Origin of the sequence: Bremerella sp. TYQ1 (assembly GCF_020150455.1) — a bacterium.
In the GTDB taxonomy this organism is placed as follows: Bacteria; Planctomycetota; Planctomycetia; order Pirellulales; family Pirellulaceae; genus Bremerella; species Bremerella volcania_A.
The window spans coordinates 694949-711541 of the sequence record NZ_CP083740.1; the positions used below are offsets into that span (position 1 = coordinate 694949).

7 protein-coding genes are annotated in these 16593 nt (G+C 54.7%); all 7 read right to left on the minus strand.

All coding sequences use genetic code 11. The annotated features are described in order from the left end of the window. Positions 1 to 13: 13 nt before the first annotated feature. Complete coding sequence (locus LA756_RS02600) at positions 14 to 3613, minus strand: hypothetical protein (protein ID WP_224438327.1); 3600 nt, start codon at positions 3611 to 3613, stop codon at positions 14 to 16. After that, a complete protein-coding gene (locus LA756_RS02605; protein WP_224438328.1) occupies positions 3610 to 5283 on the minus strand; it encodes a DUF4175 family protein in 1674 nt (557 codons plus the stop codon). The genes LA756_RS02600 and LA756_RS02605 overlap by 4 nt, the downstream gene beginning before the upstream one ends. Then, on the minus strand, positions 5280 to 7757 hold the full coding sequence (locus LA756_RS02610; protein WP_224438329.1) for a hypothetical protein: 2478 nt from the start codon (positions 7755 to 7757) through the stop codon (positions 5280 to 5282). The genes LA756_RS02605 and LA756_RS02610 overlap by 4 nt, the downstream gene beginning before the upstream one ends. Positions 7758 to 7770: 13 nt before the next feature. Next, positions 7771 to 10176 carry a BatA domain-containing protein gene (locus LA756_RS02615; RefSeq protein ID WP_224438330.1) on the minus strand — a complete coding sequence of 802 codons (2406 nt, stop codon included), beginning with the start codon at positions 10174 to 10176 and terminating at the stop codon, positions 7771 to 7773. Positions 10177 to 10210: 34 nt separating this feature from the next. Then, positions 10211 to 11353 carry a squalene--hopene cyclase gene (locus LA756_RS02620; protein ID WP_224438331.1) on the minus strand — a complete coding sequence of 381 codons (1143 nt, stop codon included), beginning with the start codon at positions 11351 to 11353 and terminating at the stop codon, positions 10211 to 10213. 174 nt (positions 11354 to 11527) lie between these two features. Next, entirely contained in the window at positions 11528 to 15787 is a 4260-nt protein-coding gene (locus LA756_RS02625) for a PQQ-binding-like beta-propeller repeat protein (protein ID WP_224438332.1), read from the minus strand. Continuing rightward, on the minus strand, positions 15780 to 16433 hold the full coding sequence (locus tag LA756_RS02630) for an RNA polymerase sigma factor (RefSeq protein ID WP_224438333.1): 654 nt from the start codon (positions 16431 to 16433) through the stop codon (positions 15780 to 15782). The genes LA756_RS02625 and LA756_RS02630 overlap by 8 nt, the downstream gene beginning before the upstream one ends. Between the last annotated feature and the right edge of the window lie 160 nt (positions 16434 to 16593).

The window sequence follows — 16593 nt, forward strand, 5'->3', positions numbered from 1 at the left end:
GGTCGAAAAGGGGTTAGTCGATGTTCTCGAAGTAACGTCGAAGTCGCTCTTCATATCCGGGAGGTGCCGAACGACGAACGCTGGCACGAATCGATTGCTGAACTCCGGGGGGAAGCTTGGTAAACCAAGGCTCTTTCTCGAAAGAACGGGCGGCCGGATTCGAGTTGCTCGTTCCACTTCCTCCAGGCGACTCTTGTTCAGAGCTCTCGCTACCAGGCATCGACTCAGGCGAGGTGGAAGCTTGCGAGTTCGACGGTTGATTGTTGGTCGGTTGCCCCTGCATAGCGTTTTGTGCGGTCGCATCTGCTGGCGTAGCCGATTGAGATGCGGAGGGATTGTCGAGCATGGCCGACGCAGGCGCCGCCATACCGAGTGGATCAATCGTGGCGACCTCGTTCGAGTCGGAGGGATCGCCATCGGCAATCAATTCGGGCATTTGGTCCCAAAGTGATTCCATGGCCTCCATACCAGCCAATGCTTGCGCGGTCACTTGTGGTGTAGGAGAAACCATTGAGTTCCCCATTTCGCCCGACGGCTGCTGATTGGGGCTTCCTTGGGACGCCAGGGTACCAGATTGCGTTGGATTGCTACTTGGCTCGGAAGGAGTGCTACCCATGGGGGAGCCATCCGCAGGGCTGCCGGGCTCTTGAGTGGTATCCCCCGGTTGGCCTTCTGCTTCGCTCGACGGTGCTGTTCCTTCCGCAGCAGCTTCATCACCAGAGTTACCTTCGGCTGGCTGATTCATCTGCGACATGGGAACAGGAAGTCGCGAGGCCGTTTGTAATGCGTCCCGAACCGGTTGATTCGCGATCTGGCTTTGCTGAGCGGTGTTCGCGGCCAACTGGGTTGCTTCTCGCTGCGAATTGGCGAACTGACGCATCGATTCGGCCAGCTGAGAAGCAATTGGGTTAGGCTGAGTTTCTTGGTCTGCCGGAGCTTCGCCAGAAGCCTCGCCGGTAGCGTTGCTAGGATCTACGTCTCCAGAACTGCTTTCAGAAGGCATCGGTTGCGAGCCCTCTCCATTTTCGGGATTGGATGATTCTCCTTCGCCCATCGGTTGCGTGGCGTTTTCTGCAGCTTGGTTGTTTGCCATCAATTGTTCGGACAGTTCTTGGATCTTGGCGCCTGAGTTGTCGATGTTGTCGAGCAGTTGGGCGATCTGTTCCGCTGCTTGTTTGTCGGCGACGATCGGTTGGCGACGGCCGGCGAGTTCGGCGCGAGCCTGTTGAACTTGATTCTGTCGTTCTTCCGGCGTGGGAGTCGTTGGCGAAGATTGCGATTCCATGGGCGAATTCGCCGAGTTCATCGGATCTGCGGGCGAGCCAGACACTGCTGGCATGGGCTGAGCATTCCCTTCGCTCATTTCTCCGGACGAGCTTTCTGATGCTTCGGACATGTCCTGACTATCGGTTGCGGCATTGGAATTCTCGGCTGACGCTTCCATCGGTGAGGCGGAATTGTTGGCCGCCATTTCATTGGTTTGAGGCGTTTTATTGGGGGATTGGCGAAGTCTCGCGGCTGCTTCGGGCGAGATCATGCCTGCCTCGTTGGCCAAGGCTTCCATTTTAGCTTCGGCGGCGGAAGCCTCTTGTTGTGCTGGCATTTCGCCCAGTGATTTATCAACGGAATCGATTTGATCAATTTGCTCGCCAGCCGTTTGAGCCAATTGTTGGGCGGCCTCTTTCGCTGCGCTACGAAGTGCCTTGGCGGCATCGTTCAGGTTCTGTTGAGCTTGTTGCGATTCGGATTGAAGCTTCTGAGCATTCTTGCCTTGGGCTTCCGGCGATTGTTGTTCTTGAGCCATCGCCTTGGCTGCGTCGCTCGCTTTGTCGATCTGAGCTTGCGCCTTCTTTAAAGCTTCCGCGGCGTCAGGTGCTGTATTTTTGGTTCCTTCCGCGACGCGATTGGCAACAGCGGCAATGTCGCTTTGAGTTTCAGCCAATGCTTGTATATCTTGGTTTTGGCTCTGCTGAGGATCGTTGGCTACTTTGGCGGCATCGCGTGAGATCTCTTGTTGTGCCGCGGCGGCGCGATCCAAGGCTTCTGCGGCTCGGGCAAGTTCGCCGATCTTGGTCGCGAGTTGCTGGCGTTTGGCATCGGCCAACGTCGACGAAACATTCTCTAAAGCTTGCTGCGTTGCGTCGGAGGCGTCAGAAAGAGCATCTTGCGTTTGCGAATCGGTGTTCTCCTGGGAAGCTTTCTCTGCTTGAGCAGCGGCCTCGTTGGCCATCGCTTTCGCCTCGGCGATCATCGGCTTCACAGCTTCCGGCAGGTTTTCCGTCTGGGCTGCTTCATCTAACGCCTGTCCGGCGTCTCGCTCCATCTGAGCAATTTGCTCAGCCGTTTCTGGTGCCTTTTCAAACTGTTCTTCGGCCGACTTTTGCTGGTCGAGGGCCTTTTCGAGCTCCTGTTTCGCTGTTTCTAAAGCGGCGATTTGCTCTTCGCGTTCGTCTGCACTTGCGACATTGGGTGGCACTGCTTGTTCAAGAAGCTGATCTTTCAATGTTTCGAGCTTGGCGAGCACCTCATCTTGTTTTTCTAATGCGGACTCCTGGTCTCCTTCGAACAATTCAGCAACAGCCTCGGCAGCCGAGTTGCTGGCTTCTTCCACGGCTTCAGCGTTCTCTGGCTGGCTGGCCATCTGTTTGGCGAGTTCTTCCAACTTCTTTTGAATCGATTCTTGCTTCTGGGAGAGCTCATCCGCTTTTTCTGGGGTTAGCTCTTCCTGGCTAGTTTCGGCTTTAACTTCTTCCTGTTGATCTTTAAGCTTCTCGATCTCATTCATTGCCGAGTCGAGGCTGTTATCGGCGAGTCCTTGGGCCTGTTGAAGGTCTTCCAGGATTTTATAGAGCGCGGCGACGAAAGCATCCTGGTGGACACTTGCCCCGGAATAACGACCTTCGCGAATGCTAGTGAGTGCGCCTTGCACTTCATCGGAGGCGTTGTTTTCTTTGAGGATCTGTTGTCCGGTAATCGCGGAGTTGGCGAGCGAACCTCCCCAGCTTCGCATGTCGAGAAGGGCTTCTTCCAGGTGATGAAACATCATCACGGCATCTGTCTGTCGGGAAAGATTTCCGAGAGCCGCTTCGTCACGTGACTCCATCGGAAGCTGTGGGAGCTCGCGCGTTTGCGAAGAGACCGATTCCTGAACAGAAATGAGTTCCCTGACTTGGGCATGCAGTCGGGCGAGACGCATCCGGCGGTAGAGTCGCTGACGCTCGGCCATCAATGTCAAAAGAACTTTGCGAACTTCTGCTCGCGCTTCGGTGATGGCGTTGATTCGATCCTGCCCCTCGACCTCTTGGGCAAGAATAAGCTTCTGGACGACCCCCTGCATTTCATTGCCAATGAGTTCGTCTAAATTCTCCCGCATCTGGGTGATGTCGTTGTAAATCGGAACAGTCGTCAGACCGTTTTGTTTAAGCTGGGCGGCCTGAAGATCAAGCACTTGGGACACCAACTGACGCGTCAGCGCTTGAGCCTGTTGCTGCGTGTATTGCTTCCGCCGTAACGTTGTGACGTCCGAATCTTGTGCGGACGCAAACGAAGGTTGCAGCACAATAGGTGTGACGGCGGTCAGTAAAATCAAACCGAGAAGCATCGAGCGTATCATTGGGTTTCTCCCAATCCTAATTGCTGTTGGATCAACTCGCTCAACATTTGTTCCGATTGCTTGTCCGCTTCGGCAATGGCTGCCAAAACGGTGCTTTCATCACCGATCTCTAAGTGAAGAGGATCGCTTTCTCCAGGCATTTCCGAGGCGCCGGATCGATGGTCGGTGGCGACTAAGACCACTTCGACCTGATCGCCTACTTCGAGTTGCCAGGGTGCCAGGTCCAATGCGAACTCGCCTTCAGCAGAAGTTTGCGGAGGCTGTCCCGCTTCGTTTGTGAAGAAGGGGACTTCGGCGACGCGGGGCGAGGAATTGCCACGCCGGATTTCCAGACGGAAAGTAAGGGATGCCAGACCGAAATCGTCGGTGGCGCGATAACGTATTACGGGAGCAGCCGTCGGCAGGACCACGTGATGGATTGTTTGTATCGAAACATTGGGGATACGGTCTGGAACGACACGAATCGTTCCACGAATGGGCGAAGCTGGTTGCAGGCCATGTTGGTCGACAGCATTCAGTTCGTACGTGACGGTCTCTTGAATGTTGGTCAGCGTTCGGTGCTGCTGGCCAAGCTTCCACACATGAGAATTGTTTCCGGAACTCGAAAGCTTCAGATGCTCTTGGTCCGTTCCATGTTGGAGCATCAAACTTGGAGCCTCGAGTGTACGATCGGCCACAACGGTCATGGTGACGTCGCTACCGGCGAGGACTGCCAGATGTGTCGAAGAGGAACCGCTTGAAAGTTGAATGTCTTTCGCATAGTCGGGTGGTGTCGCCGCGAGTTCAACTTTTAGGACTGGAAGTGTAATGATCTCGATCGACAATTCGGCGGTCTTCGCATCGCCGGCGAACACCTGGTATTGAATAGGCTGAATAAGACGCGGAACCGTATAGACAAATTCCCCCGAATCGCTTGGGGACGGCTCTAACGTCGCTTCGGTTGCCTCCCCTTTTTCATCACGAATTTGCAGGTGACATGATTCTGGAATCACCCCGGCACATTGAATTGCCATCGAAAGTGATCCCCCGTAGCCAATCGTGACGGGAGTTGCCGGATCGTTCAGGTTGACCTCCTGCCCATTGATAAGGATCGACGCAATTTGGGTTTTGGTGGGGTATTGGACACCCGACAATGTTAGTCTTTGAAGGAAAATCGAGACATGATTCGGAGCGGCATAGCACACACCGCCGATGCCAAGCAGGATCAAACATAAGATCAAGACGCGATTGCGGGCCGGCCGACTGTTGAAGCCATCGAAGACATCGATTTCGTTTTTCAGTTCCGCAACATAATCGACGACCGCCGTTTGAAGTTCGGAAGAACCAATGGCTTGTCCCTGCTCGAACTGCATTGCGGCGACCAAGTCGCCATCGATGCCATGACGGTTTTCAACTGAAATAGCCGTATCGATAAGTGACGCACTCCAGCCATGCAGTGCCGAGACAGCTTTGCTAAGGCCGTATGCAAGCAGGGGAACGGTGGCGAGCATCATCAGGCCGCGATCGAGCGGGCTTAGCTGAAATCCGTAGTCAAGCACGAACCAAGCTGCCAATGCACCAAGGATCCAGAACGCAGCGCCTGTCAGGGCAATTCCCAGGCGAACGCCATTGCGCGCTCGCCGCAATCGATTCAGCTGAGATTTCAGGCCAGTTAATTTGGAGACGCTCATGCCAGGTTCGCTCGCTTTCTGGCAATCCATTCCGCCATTAACATGGTCACCACGACAATAAACCAAAGCGGCGTGCCCCAGATAGGAAAGCTGCGTGAAATCTCTTCCGTGACCGGTTCCAACTGGATGTCATCAACAAGTTGGTCTGCAGTAGGCAGCTCGTACGATTGGCCGCCGGTCGAAGTCGCCATTGCTTTTTGCAGGGCCAGATTTCGGGCCGGGTTTCGCTGTTCGGCGGAAGCTCCGACGACGTCAAACCTGATTTCGCTTGGTGTGCCATTGATCGGATCGGTAACGCGTGCGGTATATCGACCAGCTTCGTAAACAGGAAATCGCACCTCGAATCGCCCCGGACGCGATTCACTGAGAGTGAGTTGCATCGGCTGAACGGCCGCTTCGTTACCGAGGAACACTTGTGCTTGAAGCCCTTCCGCTGGCAGATCATCGATTGAGAGTGGATCGAAGTTTTCGTCGTACGCTTCGACGGTCAGCAGGGCTCGATCATCGACTTGATACTCTGGCTGGTCCATCGAGAGAACAAAACGCTTCTGGCTCCCCAATGCATGACTCAGAGCGAGACGAGAAATGATCTGCGACCAAAACTGGCGATAGTAACGCTCTCCGTAAATTCGGCGGAGCCGCCAAAGTTCGTTGAACCCAATGTAAATCACTTCGCCATTGCCATACCGCCGCGTGGCAATCAGGGGCTGCGGTGTTTTGCCGTCGGCACAGACATCGGTCGGGTGCTGGGCGAGGACGTTAGCTTGAGAATGAACTCCCAGGACCGGCTGGTACCACGGCAACTCTCCCAGATTTTCCCAGGGCTGAATGGCACTTCCAGAAATCTCATCGCCCAGTTGCATAATGTCGGCCTGTTTACCGAGTGGCGTGATTTCCATACGGAATGGATTCGAGGCTCGAATGGAAAGTGACCGATCCAACTTCACCGGCAACATGTCGGCGATCTCGGTGTTGATAAGCTCGGAAGGACCGTTGTTTGGGCCAGAGACAATGACGAGCCCCCCTCCGAATTGCCCGACGAACTGTTTCAACATACGCGAGAAACGCTCGTTCAATGCTTCGGAAGGAACGTCTCCAAGGAAGATGACGTCATTCGCGAAAAACTCGCTACGCGGCGGCGTTAGCGTGGGGAGGAACATTTCGTTGGCTTGACGCACCTTCGGATCTGCCGAGCGGAGAAAAGTTCGGAAGCCTTCCATGCCAACAAGGCGATCGCGATGGAAAACTTCCTTGACGAATCGCCATTCCCATGTCGGTTCGTTTTCAATGAACGTTAGGCGAATGTAGTCGTCCACAATGTTCACGGCCCGCGACGATTGATTGTTCTCTTCACTCACTTCCCCAGGCAGCACTTCCACCGATGCTGAAATTAGGAAGCGACCTGACTGCTGCGGGATAAACGGGAACTCGAGGTATTGGATCGACGAATCGAAAAGGGCCGTTTGAGTGCCGACAACGATATCTTGCAGCTCTGCGTTCTCATCGGGCGACTCGCCCTGCAACGGACGAGCGGTCACTGTAACTTGGGCCGATTCCCCTTGCACACCCGATTGACTGACGCGGACGGTAATCGTCGAGCGTTCCGCCTTCTTCATTTTAAGCGGCGGCTGGATTTCAACTTGAAGGTCACGCGTCGAAACAGCACCGATTCCTACGGTGTAGATCGGAACTCCGAGACGTTCTAGTGGCGTGGGCTCGTTCTGGCCTCCGGATCCTAGTGGAGCCATGCCAGAGTTGTGGGCAAAGTCGCTGAACATCACGACGCCACCCAGTCGCCGTGAAGACTGATTGCCGAGGTCGGTGATCAGTTCACCCAACGCGGTAACTTTCCCATTGGTGGAAAGCTCGGCAGCAATGGTTTGAGGGGTTGTGTCTGCTTCCGCACTTCCACCGCCGATACGCCGGGCGACACTAGTCGAGTCCCCATCAAAAACGAAATACTCAAGCTCGACTTCATGCTTTTCGCGGAGTTGGTCAACAAGATTGTTCGTATCTTTCTCGAAGTAAGCTTGGATCCATTGTTGCCGAGTTAGAGCAGGGGGAGACGCCTGGCTGCTGGAATCTTGTTTGCCGATGGCAGAATTCAATGCGTTCTGCTCGTCCGGAGTTAGATTGTCGCGAATGGCCATGCTTTCGGTGCCGTCAAACACTAAGTAGAGCGCTGGACGAAGAACCCGATTGGCCGTCAAGCGAACCGTTGGGTCGGCGAGCGTAACGATAAGCATCACCAAGATCAGAGCACGAACGGCTGCCAATGCCGCGGCCGGAAGGGTGCTTAATCCTGACTGAATTCGAGTGTAATACCAGGCCGTAAACCCTACAGCGGCCAGGCAACCGACAATCAACCAGGTGGGGTCGACCGCTGCCCAAGGCGCGGCAAACGAGAAGCTCACGCCGTCGACCGATTCGACGTCGTTGATCCCGAGAAGCCAACCTATGAGTTTTGAAATCATGCCGATTCGATAACTAGGAAGTTGCAGGATTCGTATCTGACCCGGACTGCCGATTGACGATCCAAGCTAACCATGAGGGCATTGCCGCTATCGTCATTTCGATAAGCAGTAGAGCGATCACGAGAATGATCAACCATTGCCACCACGCATGTCCGCTCGTTGGCAGTCCGCTACCGCTCACGACTTGTGTTTCATCTTGCCAGCGATATTGGGGAGGCAGGCCTAAAGCTTCAAACTGTTCTTGGTCTAACCGAGCCAACTGCGATTCCCAGCTAACCGGAGAACCGCTGACAGGAATGCGAAACCGGCTTGCGTTGTCGGTGGCATCGGATGAACTTCGATCCGTCAACCAATAGACGCCTGCCGAGTCGAGACTCTCAATCAAAACGCCACGAGTCTCTTCGCTGAGGAAACGTGGCGAAAGTGTACTGACAACGCCGCTACCAGGCGATTCAAGCTGAACGGCAGAGTCGCCGATTCCACGAGGCAATGGGAGCAACGCCGTTTCGCCGACCGAGAAGTTGTATCGCTGGAAAGTCGATGCGAGTTGATTGCGAAGTACTCGGTCGAAAATGAGAACCGCATTGGTGCTGGGAAGCGTAGACCACTGCGAGTTGATCCCGGAACTAAAGAAGACGATTCGACCAGAGCCGATGTTTCGTTCAACGACAAACGGGATCCCATTATCGAATTGGGCGATCGTCGTGGCTGGCACATTGGCCGCTTCATTGTCTTCGGAAATGGCGCTTGTCGAACTGGAAACAGGGGGTGTCCAGGAAAGCCAATTGTCTTCAGCGGGAGGTAGCAGGTTGGACGTACCAGGCTGGACAGCATCTTCCTCAGCGGGAACAACCGTCTTGAAGAACAACGCATCGGTGTAGAGATCGATCAACTGCGACTCATCGAGACCGGCCAGGCGAAAGTAGGAGTGATCGAGCAGCCCTTTAGCTGAGATCCTAAATGGCTGCAGGTCGTCGGAAAACTCATTCAAACTTTGGCCCACCGAAGCTGGCTGAAGAGGCTTCGGCAAAATACCCTTGCCGTTTTGCCAAGCCACGTCGTTCCATGCCTGAGGATCGAAGTTGCCTCCGGCTGCGATGGCGAGTTGTCCACCTTGTTCGACATACGATCGAAGGATCGAGACCATCTCTGGCGAAGGTGATTCAACGCCCGCAACGATTGCCAAGCGAGCTTCTCGCAGTGCAATTCGCAAAGTTTCCCCCTCGGCTTCACGTTGCGACAAGTGAATGGGGCGAATCAAGTGCTGTTCTTCGCGATCGGAATTGGTTTGAGGGCACAGCAGTTGCCTGAGGATCCAGCTATCGCCAAGCCGGCCCAATGCGGGAGACTCTTCCGTGTCGCTCCATTGATCGATGAAAACGACCGGTGTCGAGGCAACCAGCGGAACCACTAACGATCGTGCGTCATCCGCCGGTAATGCATCTCCTGTCAGCGAAACGGTGAGGGGGATTGAAGAGGTACGCGTCGGGTCGACATCCATCGCGTCGAAGACATATTCAAACACAAGCGATTTGGTCGAGTCACCTTCTGGAAAGTCCACGAACTTGGTCTCAACTTCGTTGTCGCGAACTTGAAGAGAAACGGCTACGTTGGAGCGAGGCTCGGTGCCATCGTAACGAACGCGTGCGACCAATCTGGTGGGCATGCCAATTTCGGCCAGCCCGTCCGGAATGCCGAATTCTTCAATCCACGCATTGGCGGGAGCCGCTGAATCGGAGCCGACCAAAATGACCGGCATTTCCTCTTCCGGTGGGCTAGTCCTTGAAAGTCGTTGCCACTGAACGGCTTGTTGATCTCCAAACACCACGACATAGGGTGCGTGAGACGGTGTTTGTTCTGCGAGTCGTCTAGCTTGATTCAATGCGTGGGCCAGCTCACCTGATGCGTCGGTCGGGGTAATCTTGTCAATGGCGTCCGCTGCATCTGTTCGTGAGGTGAAGGGATCCGTAACTCGTTGCGACTGGATACCAGAGAGCGGAAGAATCGAAATCTGGCTGGCAGCCGGAAGTTTTTCTAGGAACTGCTTGGCCTGTTCTCGTGAGGCTTCGAGCGCGGAACCTGAAATCGACTCAAGCGACGCACTCATGCTGTTGTCGATCACAAGGATCGCATGAGGCGGCTTGGAACTGCTGGGCAATGCGGAATCGGCGGAGGAAAAATAAGGGCGAGCCAGTGCTAAACCAAACAACAACAGTGCGAGTGCCCGGAGGGCCATTAAGAGCAGATCACGAATCCGCAACAGACGGCGGTTAGACTGCATCGCTTCGAGCAAGAAGTCCATCGCTGCCCAGTGGATGGTACGGTAGCGGTTCCGATTCATCAGGTGAATCAGCGCAGGCCCGGCCATCATAAGGGCGCCAGCAATGGCAAATCCAGAAGCTACAAAAACGGGAAACATGGTTTTCGTTGTACGAATCCGTTGGAGGTGTCGGTTATCGCGAGGCTTCTTGCCTCAGTGCTTCGATGCGACCCTCTTGAAGGATCGGTAAGTAACGATTCGGCATGGCCAAAATAAAACAGCCCACAGCCGTTCCGTATAAGTCGCCTGGCGTGCCACTGACGTGTGCGCCGGCATGCCACATCCCGTGCGAGCGAGTGTCTTGGGGTTTGTCAAACTGAGAAGCAACCACCGCGTCGCGAAGCGTAGGATAAGAGCGTTTCCAGTCTTCGCCACCGACCTGGTACAACGCTTGTCCGACGTAATAAAGCGTGTAGGCATCGAACGGTAGGCGACCGTTGTTCTTATTCGTTTTCTCTTTCAGTTTGGCAATCTCTTCATGGATGACCTCCATGTTCTTTTCGATTCGCCAGTCATCGTATTGGCCGAACTCTTGAAGGCAAACGACACCAGCGGCGGCCATTGCCAGCGAGGCTTTTCCGCCATGACGCGTGTAGGTGAACTGGCCGGGATACTTCTTTTGTTCCGCCTCCGATGCGTCGCGAGAAACGCCTTCAGGGCTGTAATGTTCGCGAACGCTGCTGATCGCCAAATCGACGACTTCCGGAGCTACTTCAATTCCGGTATCCATGGCGCTTCGCAGTGCTTTAGCTTGCATTACGGCGAGACTTAGATCGTGCCCATTATCGCGACGAACGGCCCGATAATCCCATCCGCCGTCTTCCGCTTGGGTAAATGCGATTAGCTTTAGTGCTCGGTCGAGAACGGGGTTAATGCGAGAGTCATTCGTCATGCCATGGGCTTGGCCCAAAACGAATGTCGTCAGTCCATGATTGTACATGTCGCGCTGAGCGTCGGCGTTGTTTAGCAGCCCGGATGGTCGTGGGCTCGACAAAATCTTCGCCAACGCGCGATCGAGCGGCTGACCATATTTGCCACGGCCTGGAGCATGACCGTCGGCCATAAATGCAAGTGCTCCCATGCCGATCAGGCCTAGGTCGTCCGATTGCCAGTCACCGTTGGGCCCTTGATTCTCCGCCAGCCAATTGAGTCCGCGGTCTAGTGCCTGGCGACTTTCCGGCGTAATCTCCCAGTCTCCTTCACCACGTACCGTCGCTGCGCATGGGAATGCTACAAGAAACGCTAATAGAGGGAAAAGTATTCGCGAAAAGGGCATAGGCCTGGCACAGTAAATAAAGGTTAGCCAGTAGTTTCCGACGCTTGCCAACCTCCGACGAAATTAGCCATGGTATGCGTCATCTCTATCTTGGTATGCCCTGGTAGGCAGTAATCGTTACGCGAAAAAGTTACGACGAATGAGAATTCCTGGAAATTAAGTCGCGACGCATGGTTATTTCAGCGTCATCAGCTTCCGGTCGTCTTGATTCTGGTCTTCGTTAAACCAAAAGTGCCATTTTTCGCCCCTAAAGAAAAGCGGACCAGCCGCCGGCGTTTCTTTCGCGGAAATCTCGATCGATTGCAGCGAATCGAAGCTACCATCCTGAAGAGAAATCTTGACGACTTGCAACAGGGCCTCGCCATCTCTTGCGGCAGGGTCTTCGCGAACCAGTCCAATGATCGAGTCGTTGTTGACGCACCAGCTTAAAAGATCTTCTGGCTTAGCAATCACCTGTGTCGCTTCACCGGAGTCGGTTGAAAGTAGCGACCATTGCTGGGGTGCCTCGACAAGCAGCGTTTCTTGGTCGAGTAACTGCACGGACTGAACTTCGGCCGCTGGAAATGTCCAACGAAGGTTTCCGGTCGCCGCATCGATGCATTCCATATTCAACATGCCGGCATGGAACGAGATTGCTTGCTGACCGATGAGTTGGAGATTGCTAAGGTCTTGCGAGGCCCATCGGCCGTCGATTTTTTGCGGAAACGTTAACTGTTTTCGCACCCACTGAAGATGGCCAGAGATATCGCACGATGCCAGCACGCCTCCTAAGTCGAGAAGTAGCTGTTCCCGATGCGCGACAATCTTCCCAATCCCGCGATCAAACCAGGTCTCCCGAATTTGAAAGAGCGGCTGGCTGTCGAGGATTTCGCCGGTAGCCAAGTCGACGCGTGACATTCTCACTGCATAGATCGCATGGGAAATTTCACGAAGGGTTACGATGACGACACGCCCCTGCACAGAAATCGGGTCGGTTGCCAGGACAAGCTGACCATCCAAGTTCGTTGCCCACCGCACTTCGCCTGACTCACGATCGAGACCGTACAGCGCGAACCCTTTTTCGTGCAGCATCCTTGTCACGACAAGATCGCCGGTTAGCAGCGGAACCGCCTGGGTGAACGGGAAGTCAAATGCTTTCCCGCGGTCTTTATCTCGCTCCGATTGCTTCCAGATTTCCTTGTTATTCTTAAGATCAACTTTCCATGTCTCGAATCGATTGCAAAGAAATGCCTGATCTCCGGAGATTGTCATTCCCAGGTTTCGGCCGCGCCAGTCCTCGCGGCGATCTCGAATATCGGTTGGAACACGGTCTTTGTCGCGCCCCCACATACCTCGAAGCACAAACTCGGACGCAGCAAGTTCGGCATCGGTTGGCCAATTTGCTTGGTCTGCTGGTTGAGCATCAGAGGAAGTCTCTTCGTCAGGCGACCGAAACGAAGCTCGGATGACTTCGGTTTCGTTAAGGAGCGAATTCGCCGAAATGGTTTCACTGCCCAGCGGAATTGAAGTGGAAGTCGTTGCATCATCCGCGTCCGACGCATGTCCGAGCATTTCAAGTCGGGCAGCTACGATTGGCTTTAAGTCACGATTCGCCGAGCGAGCTGCTTTCATGTAATGCTGCAACGACGTAGCGAAGTCGCCAGCCGAAGTGGCCTGGTCTCCCAGCCAAAGATGCGCTTGCGCGGCTGCCTGAGTGTCGAAGAATTGAAGCGTTACCAGTTCGACGACGCGTCGATCGCCTCGTTGGATCGCGGCATTCACACGCAACTGAGCGATGTCGGCATGCTCCTTCTCCATTTGCGCGTGCAAGGCATCATGGCTCTGCACTGCCATCTGTATCGCCGCAGGAACCGAGTAAAGGTGGTCAGGGTCGCTGCCTGAAGGGGCAAGGCCTTCCGCGGCCGATTCAGGAATCTGGGTGATCAGTCGGCAAGCATCCGCAATTGCCCCGCTGTCCAGAGCCGCGTTGAGTTCGGCACTGATGTTGTAAGCTTCCTTGCTTAAGTCTTCGACCAGCATCGACGTCGAACGCCCTTCGGTCAGGTAATCTTGGATCTGATTGCCGCGTTGTGTATGGCGAACCGCAATTCCGCCGGCCCAGTTGATAATGGGAAACGAGCTTCGCAGCTTCCGCGAGTCATACGAGTAATAAAGACGAAGCGTTTCGCAGTTCTCGATGATGTCGTCCCAGCGATTTTGTTGAATCGCTGCAAGTATCTCCGCATTGAAGCGTTCCTGCGAGAAATAGCTGAACGGATCACGATTCATCGAAGGCAGGTTCAGCAGTTCGCGACGAAACTCGGCCAGGCCTTGCCGCTCTGGTGTGCGAAGTTGTTGAACGAATAGGTCGCCAAGGGCTTCTTCGCTCCAGCCAATAAAACGTTTCTCGTGGTAGTCCAGCGGCCACGTCTTCGTCAACGCGAGGAAATCCTTGAGGACCTGTTTCTTGGCATCGATTGACGAGGCTGCATCCATCGCTTCGGTACACAGCTGCGTCATATGATCGTACGACGCCGGAGTACATGTGTAGCGGCGAATACGACTGGCAAGATCCGTGGCTAGTTCGCTGCCATTAGGAAGCTCGAACGGCTCTTCGGAATAGGGTGGCCCATCGAGCTGATCCCAAGGAATTTGATCGACTTTCTCCCAATGCTCCTTGGGAAACAAATCGGTCAAACCAGGCAATGCCCGCACGACCACTTTCTCGATGGTGAGTTTGTGATCGCCATCGACTTTGTCTGAGGTTAGGCCCACGAAGTTGTAGACCTCTTTAGTGTCGTTATCTTCACTGGAAAGAAGAGCCCAATGTTGTCCGTCTCGGCTAATCCATCCACGTATCTGGCCTGCTCCGTGCAGCAAACGAACCCAAACGTGGTCGCCCACTTCGGTCGACGGATGTTCGAGCGGATTACGATCGACGTGATGCCCGCTATCCCAGATGTAGGAAAACCGCGCGTAGAGATTGCCGGTCTTACGGTTCTCGTTGAAGACCAAGCCATCGTGCGGCGAAGGTACTTCAGGTGCCTTCCCTTCTTCGGGCCGTTTGGGAGGCTTTGTCAAAAAGACGCCGTGCGAGCGATCTACGCCTGAGAGTTCGAGTTCTACCATCCGCGGACCGTAGCCAGGGATCGGCATGCAAATCCAACTGCGATCTTGCGGGGCCTGGGCAACGATGGAAACCGTCCCGTTCTCGTTCTTTACGAGCTTGGTTTGCTCTGCCAGTTTGCTTTGCCACGGCAAGTCAGCCGGGCGATCGAACTGAACTTGAACCGGATACTGTTCCTGACGATCAGGAAACGCTTGCAGAGGCCAAAGATTGACCTGTCGTACGATCGATTCCCCTTCAAAGTAAATCTCGTCGGGAGTGTGGGGCAGGGGAGCCCGAATGACCTCGACATCGCCTCGATAGAAAACCAGTTCGCTTGTTTGTTCATCGAAGTAAAACGTGACCGGCTTGTAATGCCGAGCCGGGCCGCGATGCTCGCGATAACCATCATTGGCTTCAAGTAAAAGGTTTTTAGGCTGAACACCGTCGTCACTGCGTTCGGTGGCGTAAGCGTACCAGGGAGAATAGTCGTGCTGGTGACGCACCACCGTGATGCCACGATCACCGCAATAAAAATGGAAACGCACGCGGTGGATATCCGAGAGCTCGAATCGAAGTGCCGTCTCTTGGGGAAGTTGTCCCCGAAGACGAAACCACCCTTTCATTCTGGTTTGTGGGCGATCGCCATCGCGGAACTCTTCAATGGTGGCCGGCAGCTTGTCAGAAGCCTTCGCAAACCATTTCTCGAACTGAGAGCGTGTCAACGAATCGCGTCGATCGGCATCGGGGAGGGACGTGAGATGCGCGAACGTGATTGGCTCGACATCGCGAGGCACCAGGGCATCGATCTGCTGTTGTTCCTGGTCAATTGTGCTCGATGGTTCAGCTGGCTGCCCTGTCGATGGATCTTCTTGAGTTTCTACATCAAGCGGAGGATCGGATGAGCGGTTTGGATTTTCTGCAGTTGCCGGTGGCGGCGATGGTTCGTCCGGAGCAGTTTTGCCAGCAGGTTCCTCGTCGACGACGGTCGTATCCGAATTTTCCGACTGAGCAAGCTCCGGAGAATCCTTCTTCAGAGCAAATTGATAAACGGCGGCGGTTGATACCCCGACTAAAACGAATAACGCGAGAGCGAAGCCGAGCGACCACCGGGAACGCGAAGATTGGCGTTGTTTCCGCTGAAGTACTTTCTGCACAAACTCGTCCGGCGTGTCTCCGGAAGCGCCCAGCACGTCGACCAAGTGGTGATCCATTTGGAGGCGTTCGGATAGGGCTTCACGCAAAGGAGTGGACTCAGGAAGTCGTGCGCGAATGGCTTGAATCTGTTCAACGGTAAGATCGTCGATCGGGCTTTCAAGCACCAACTCGATCAGGGTACTGTCATTCATCCGAGGCAATCCGCGACTTTCGGGTGACGCATTCTTTCAGAGCTTGCCGGGCACGGAAGACTAAGAGCTTGACGGCGCCTTCGCTACGTCGCATCTTGTCGGCAATTTGGGCCATTTTGAGGCGAGCGAAGTAATGCATCTTCAACGCTTCGTGTGCGGAATGGCCGAGATTATCGATACAGGAGTGTAGCCAGGCATGGACGGTCCGGTAATCGGAAGGATCGTCTTCGGTCAGAGCGTCGAGTTCTAAACAAAGTTCGGTCCACTCGACTTCCTTGCGGCGTTTGTTGCGGCGAATGTGTTCCCGCAAAACGTTCCGGGCAACTCCCAGCAGCCATGGCCGAACCGGAACATCGCCACGAAATCGAACTTTTCCGGCCAGGCAGCGGAGAAACACTTCCTGGCAAAGATCATCCGCATCGGTTGGGTCGACCATCCGCGAGCGGAGGTAGCCGAAGACGAACCCTTGCTGACGCTGGACGAACGCACCGAGTGCCTCGCGATCGTTGTTTTGAATCGCTTGGATTAACAACGCATCTTCCTCGGCGACCTTGGCACGGTCGTATTCCACGAACGCGGACTGCGCATGCGTCGCGACCTCGTGGGCTTCGCTTGCCGTCTTTGTTGCGGAAGGAGGTGATGCCATTGAGAAACTCGGTGGGACAAAGGCGGGCCAGGATCGTCGACCGATCGTTCTTAAATCATATAAGAGAAGGAGCAATTTTCGCAAACGATTCGTTTGATTCTTCTTATATCGCGCGAGAAAAAAGCGGAGCCGTCGGTAGGACGGCTCCGCTTATGCGTTT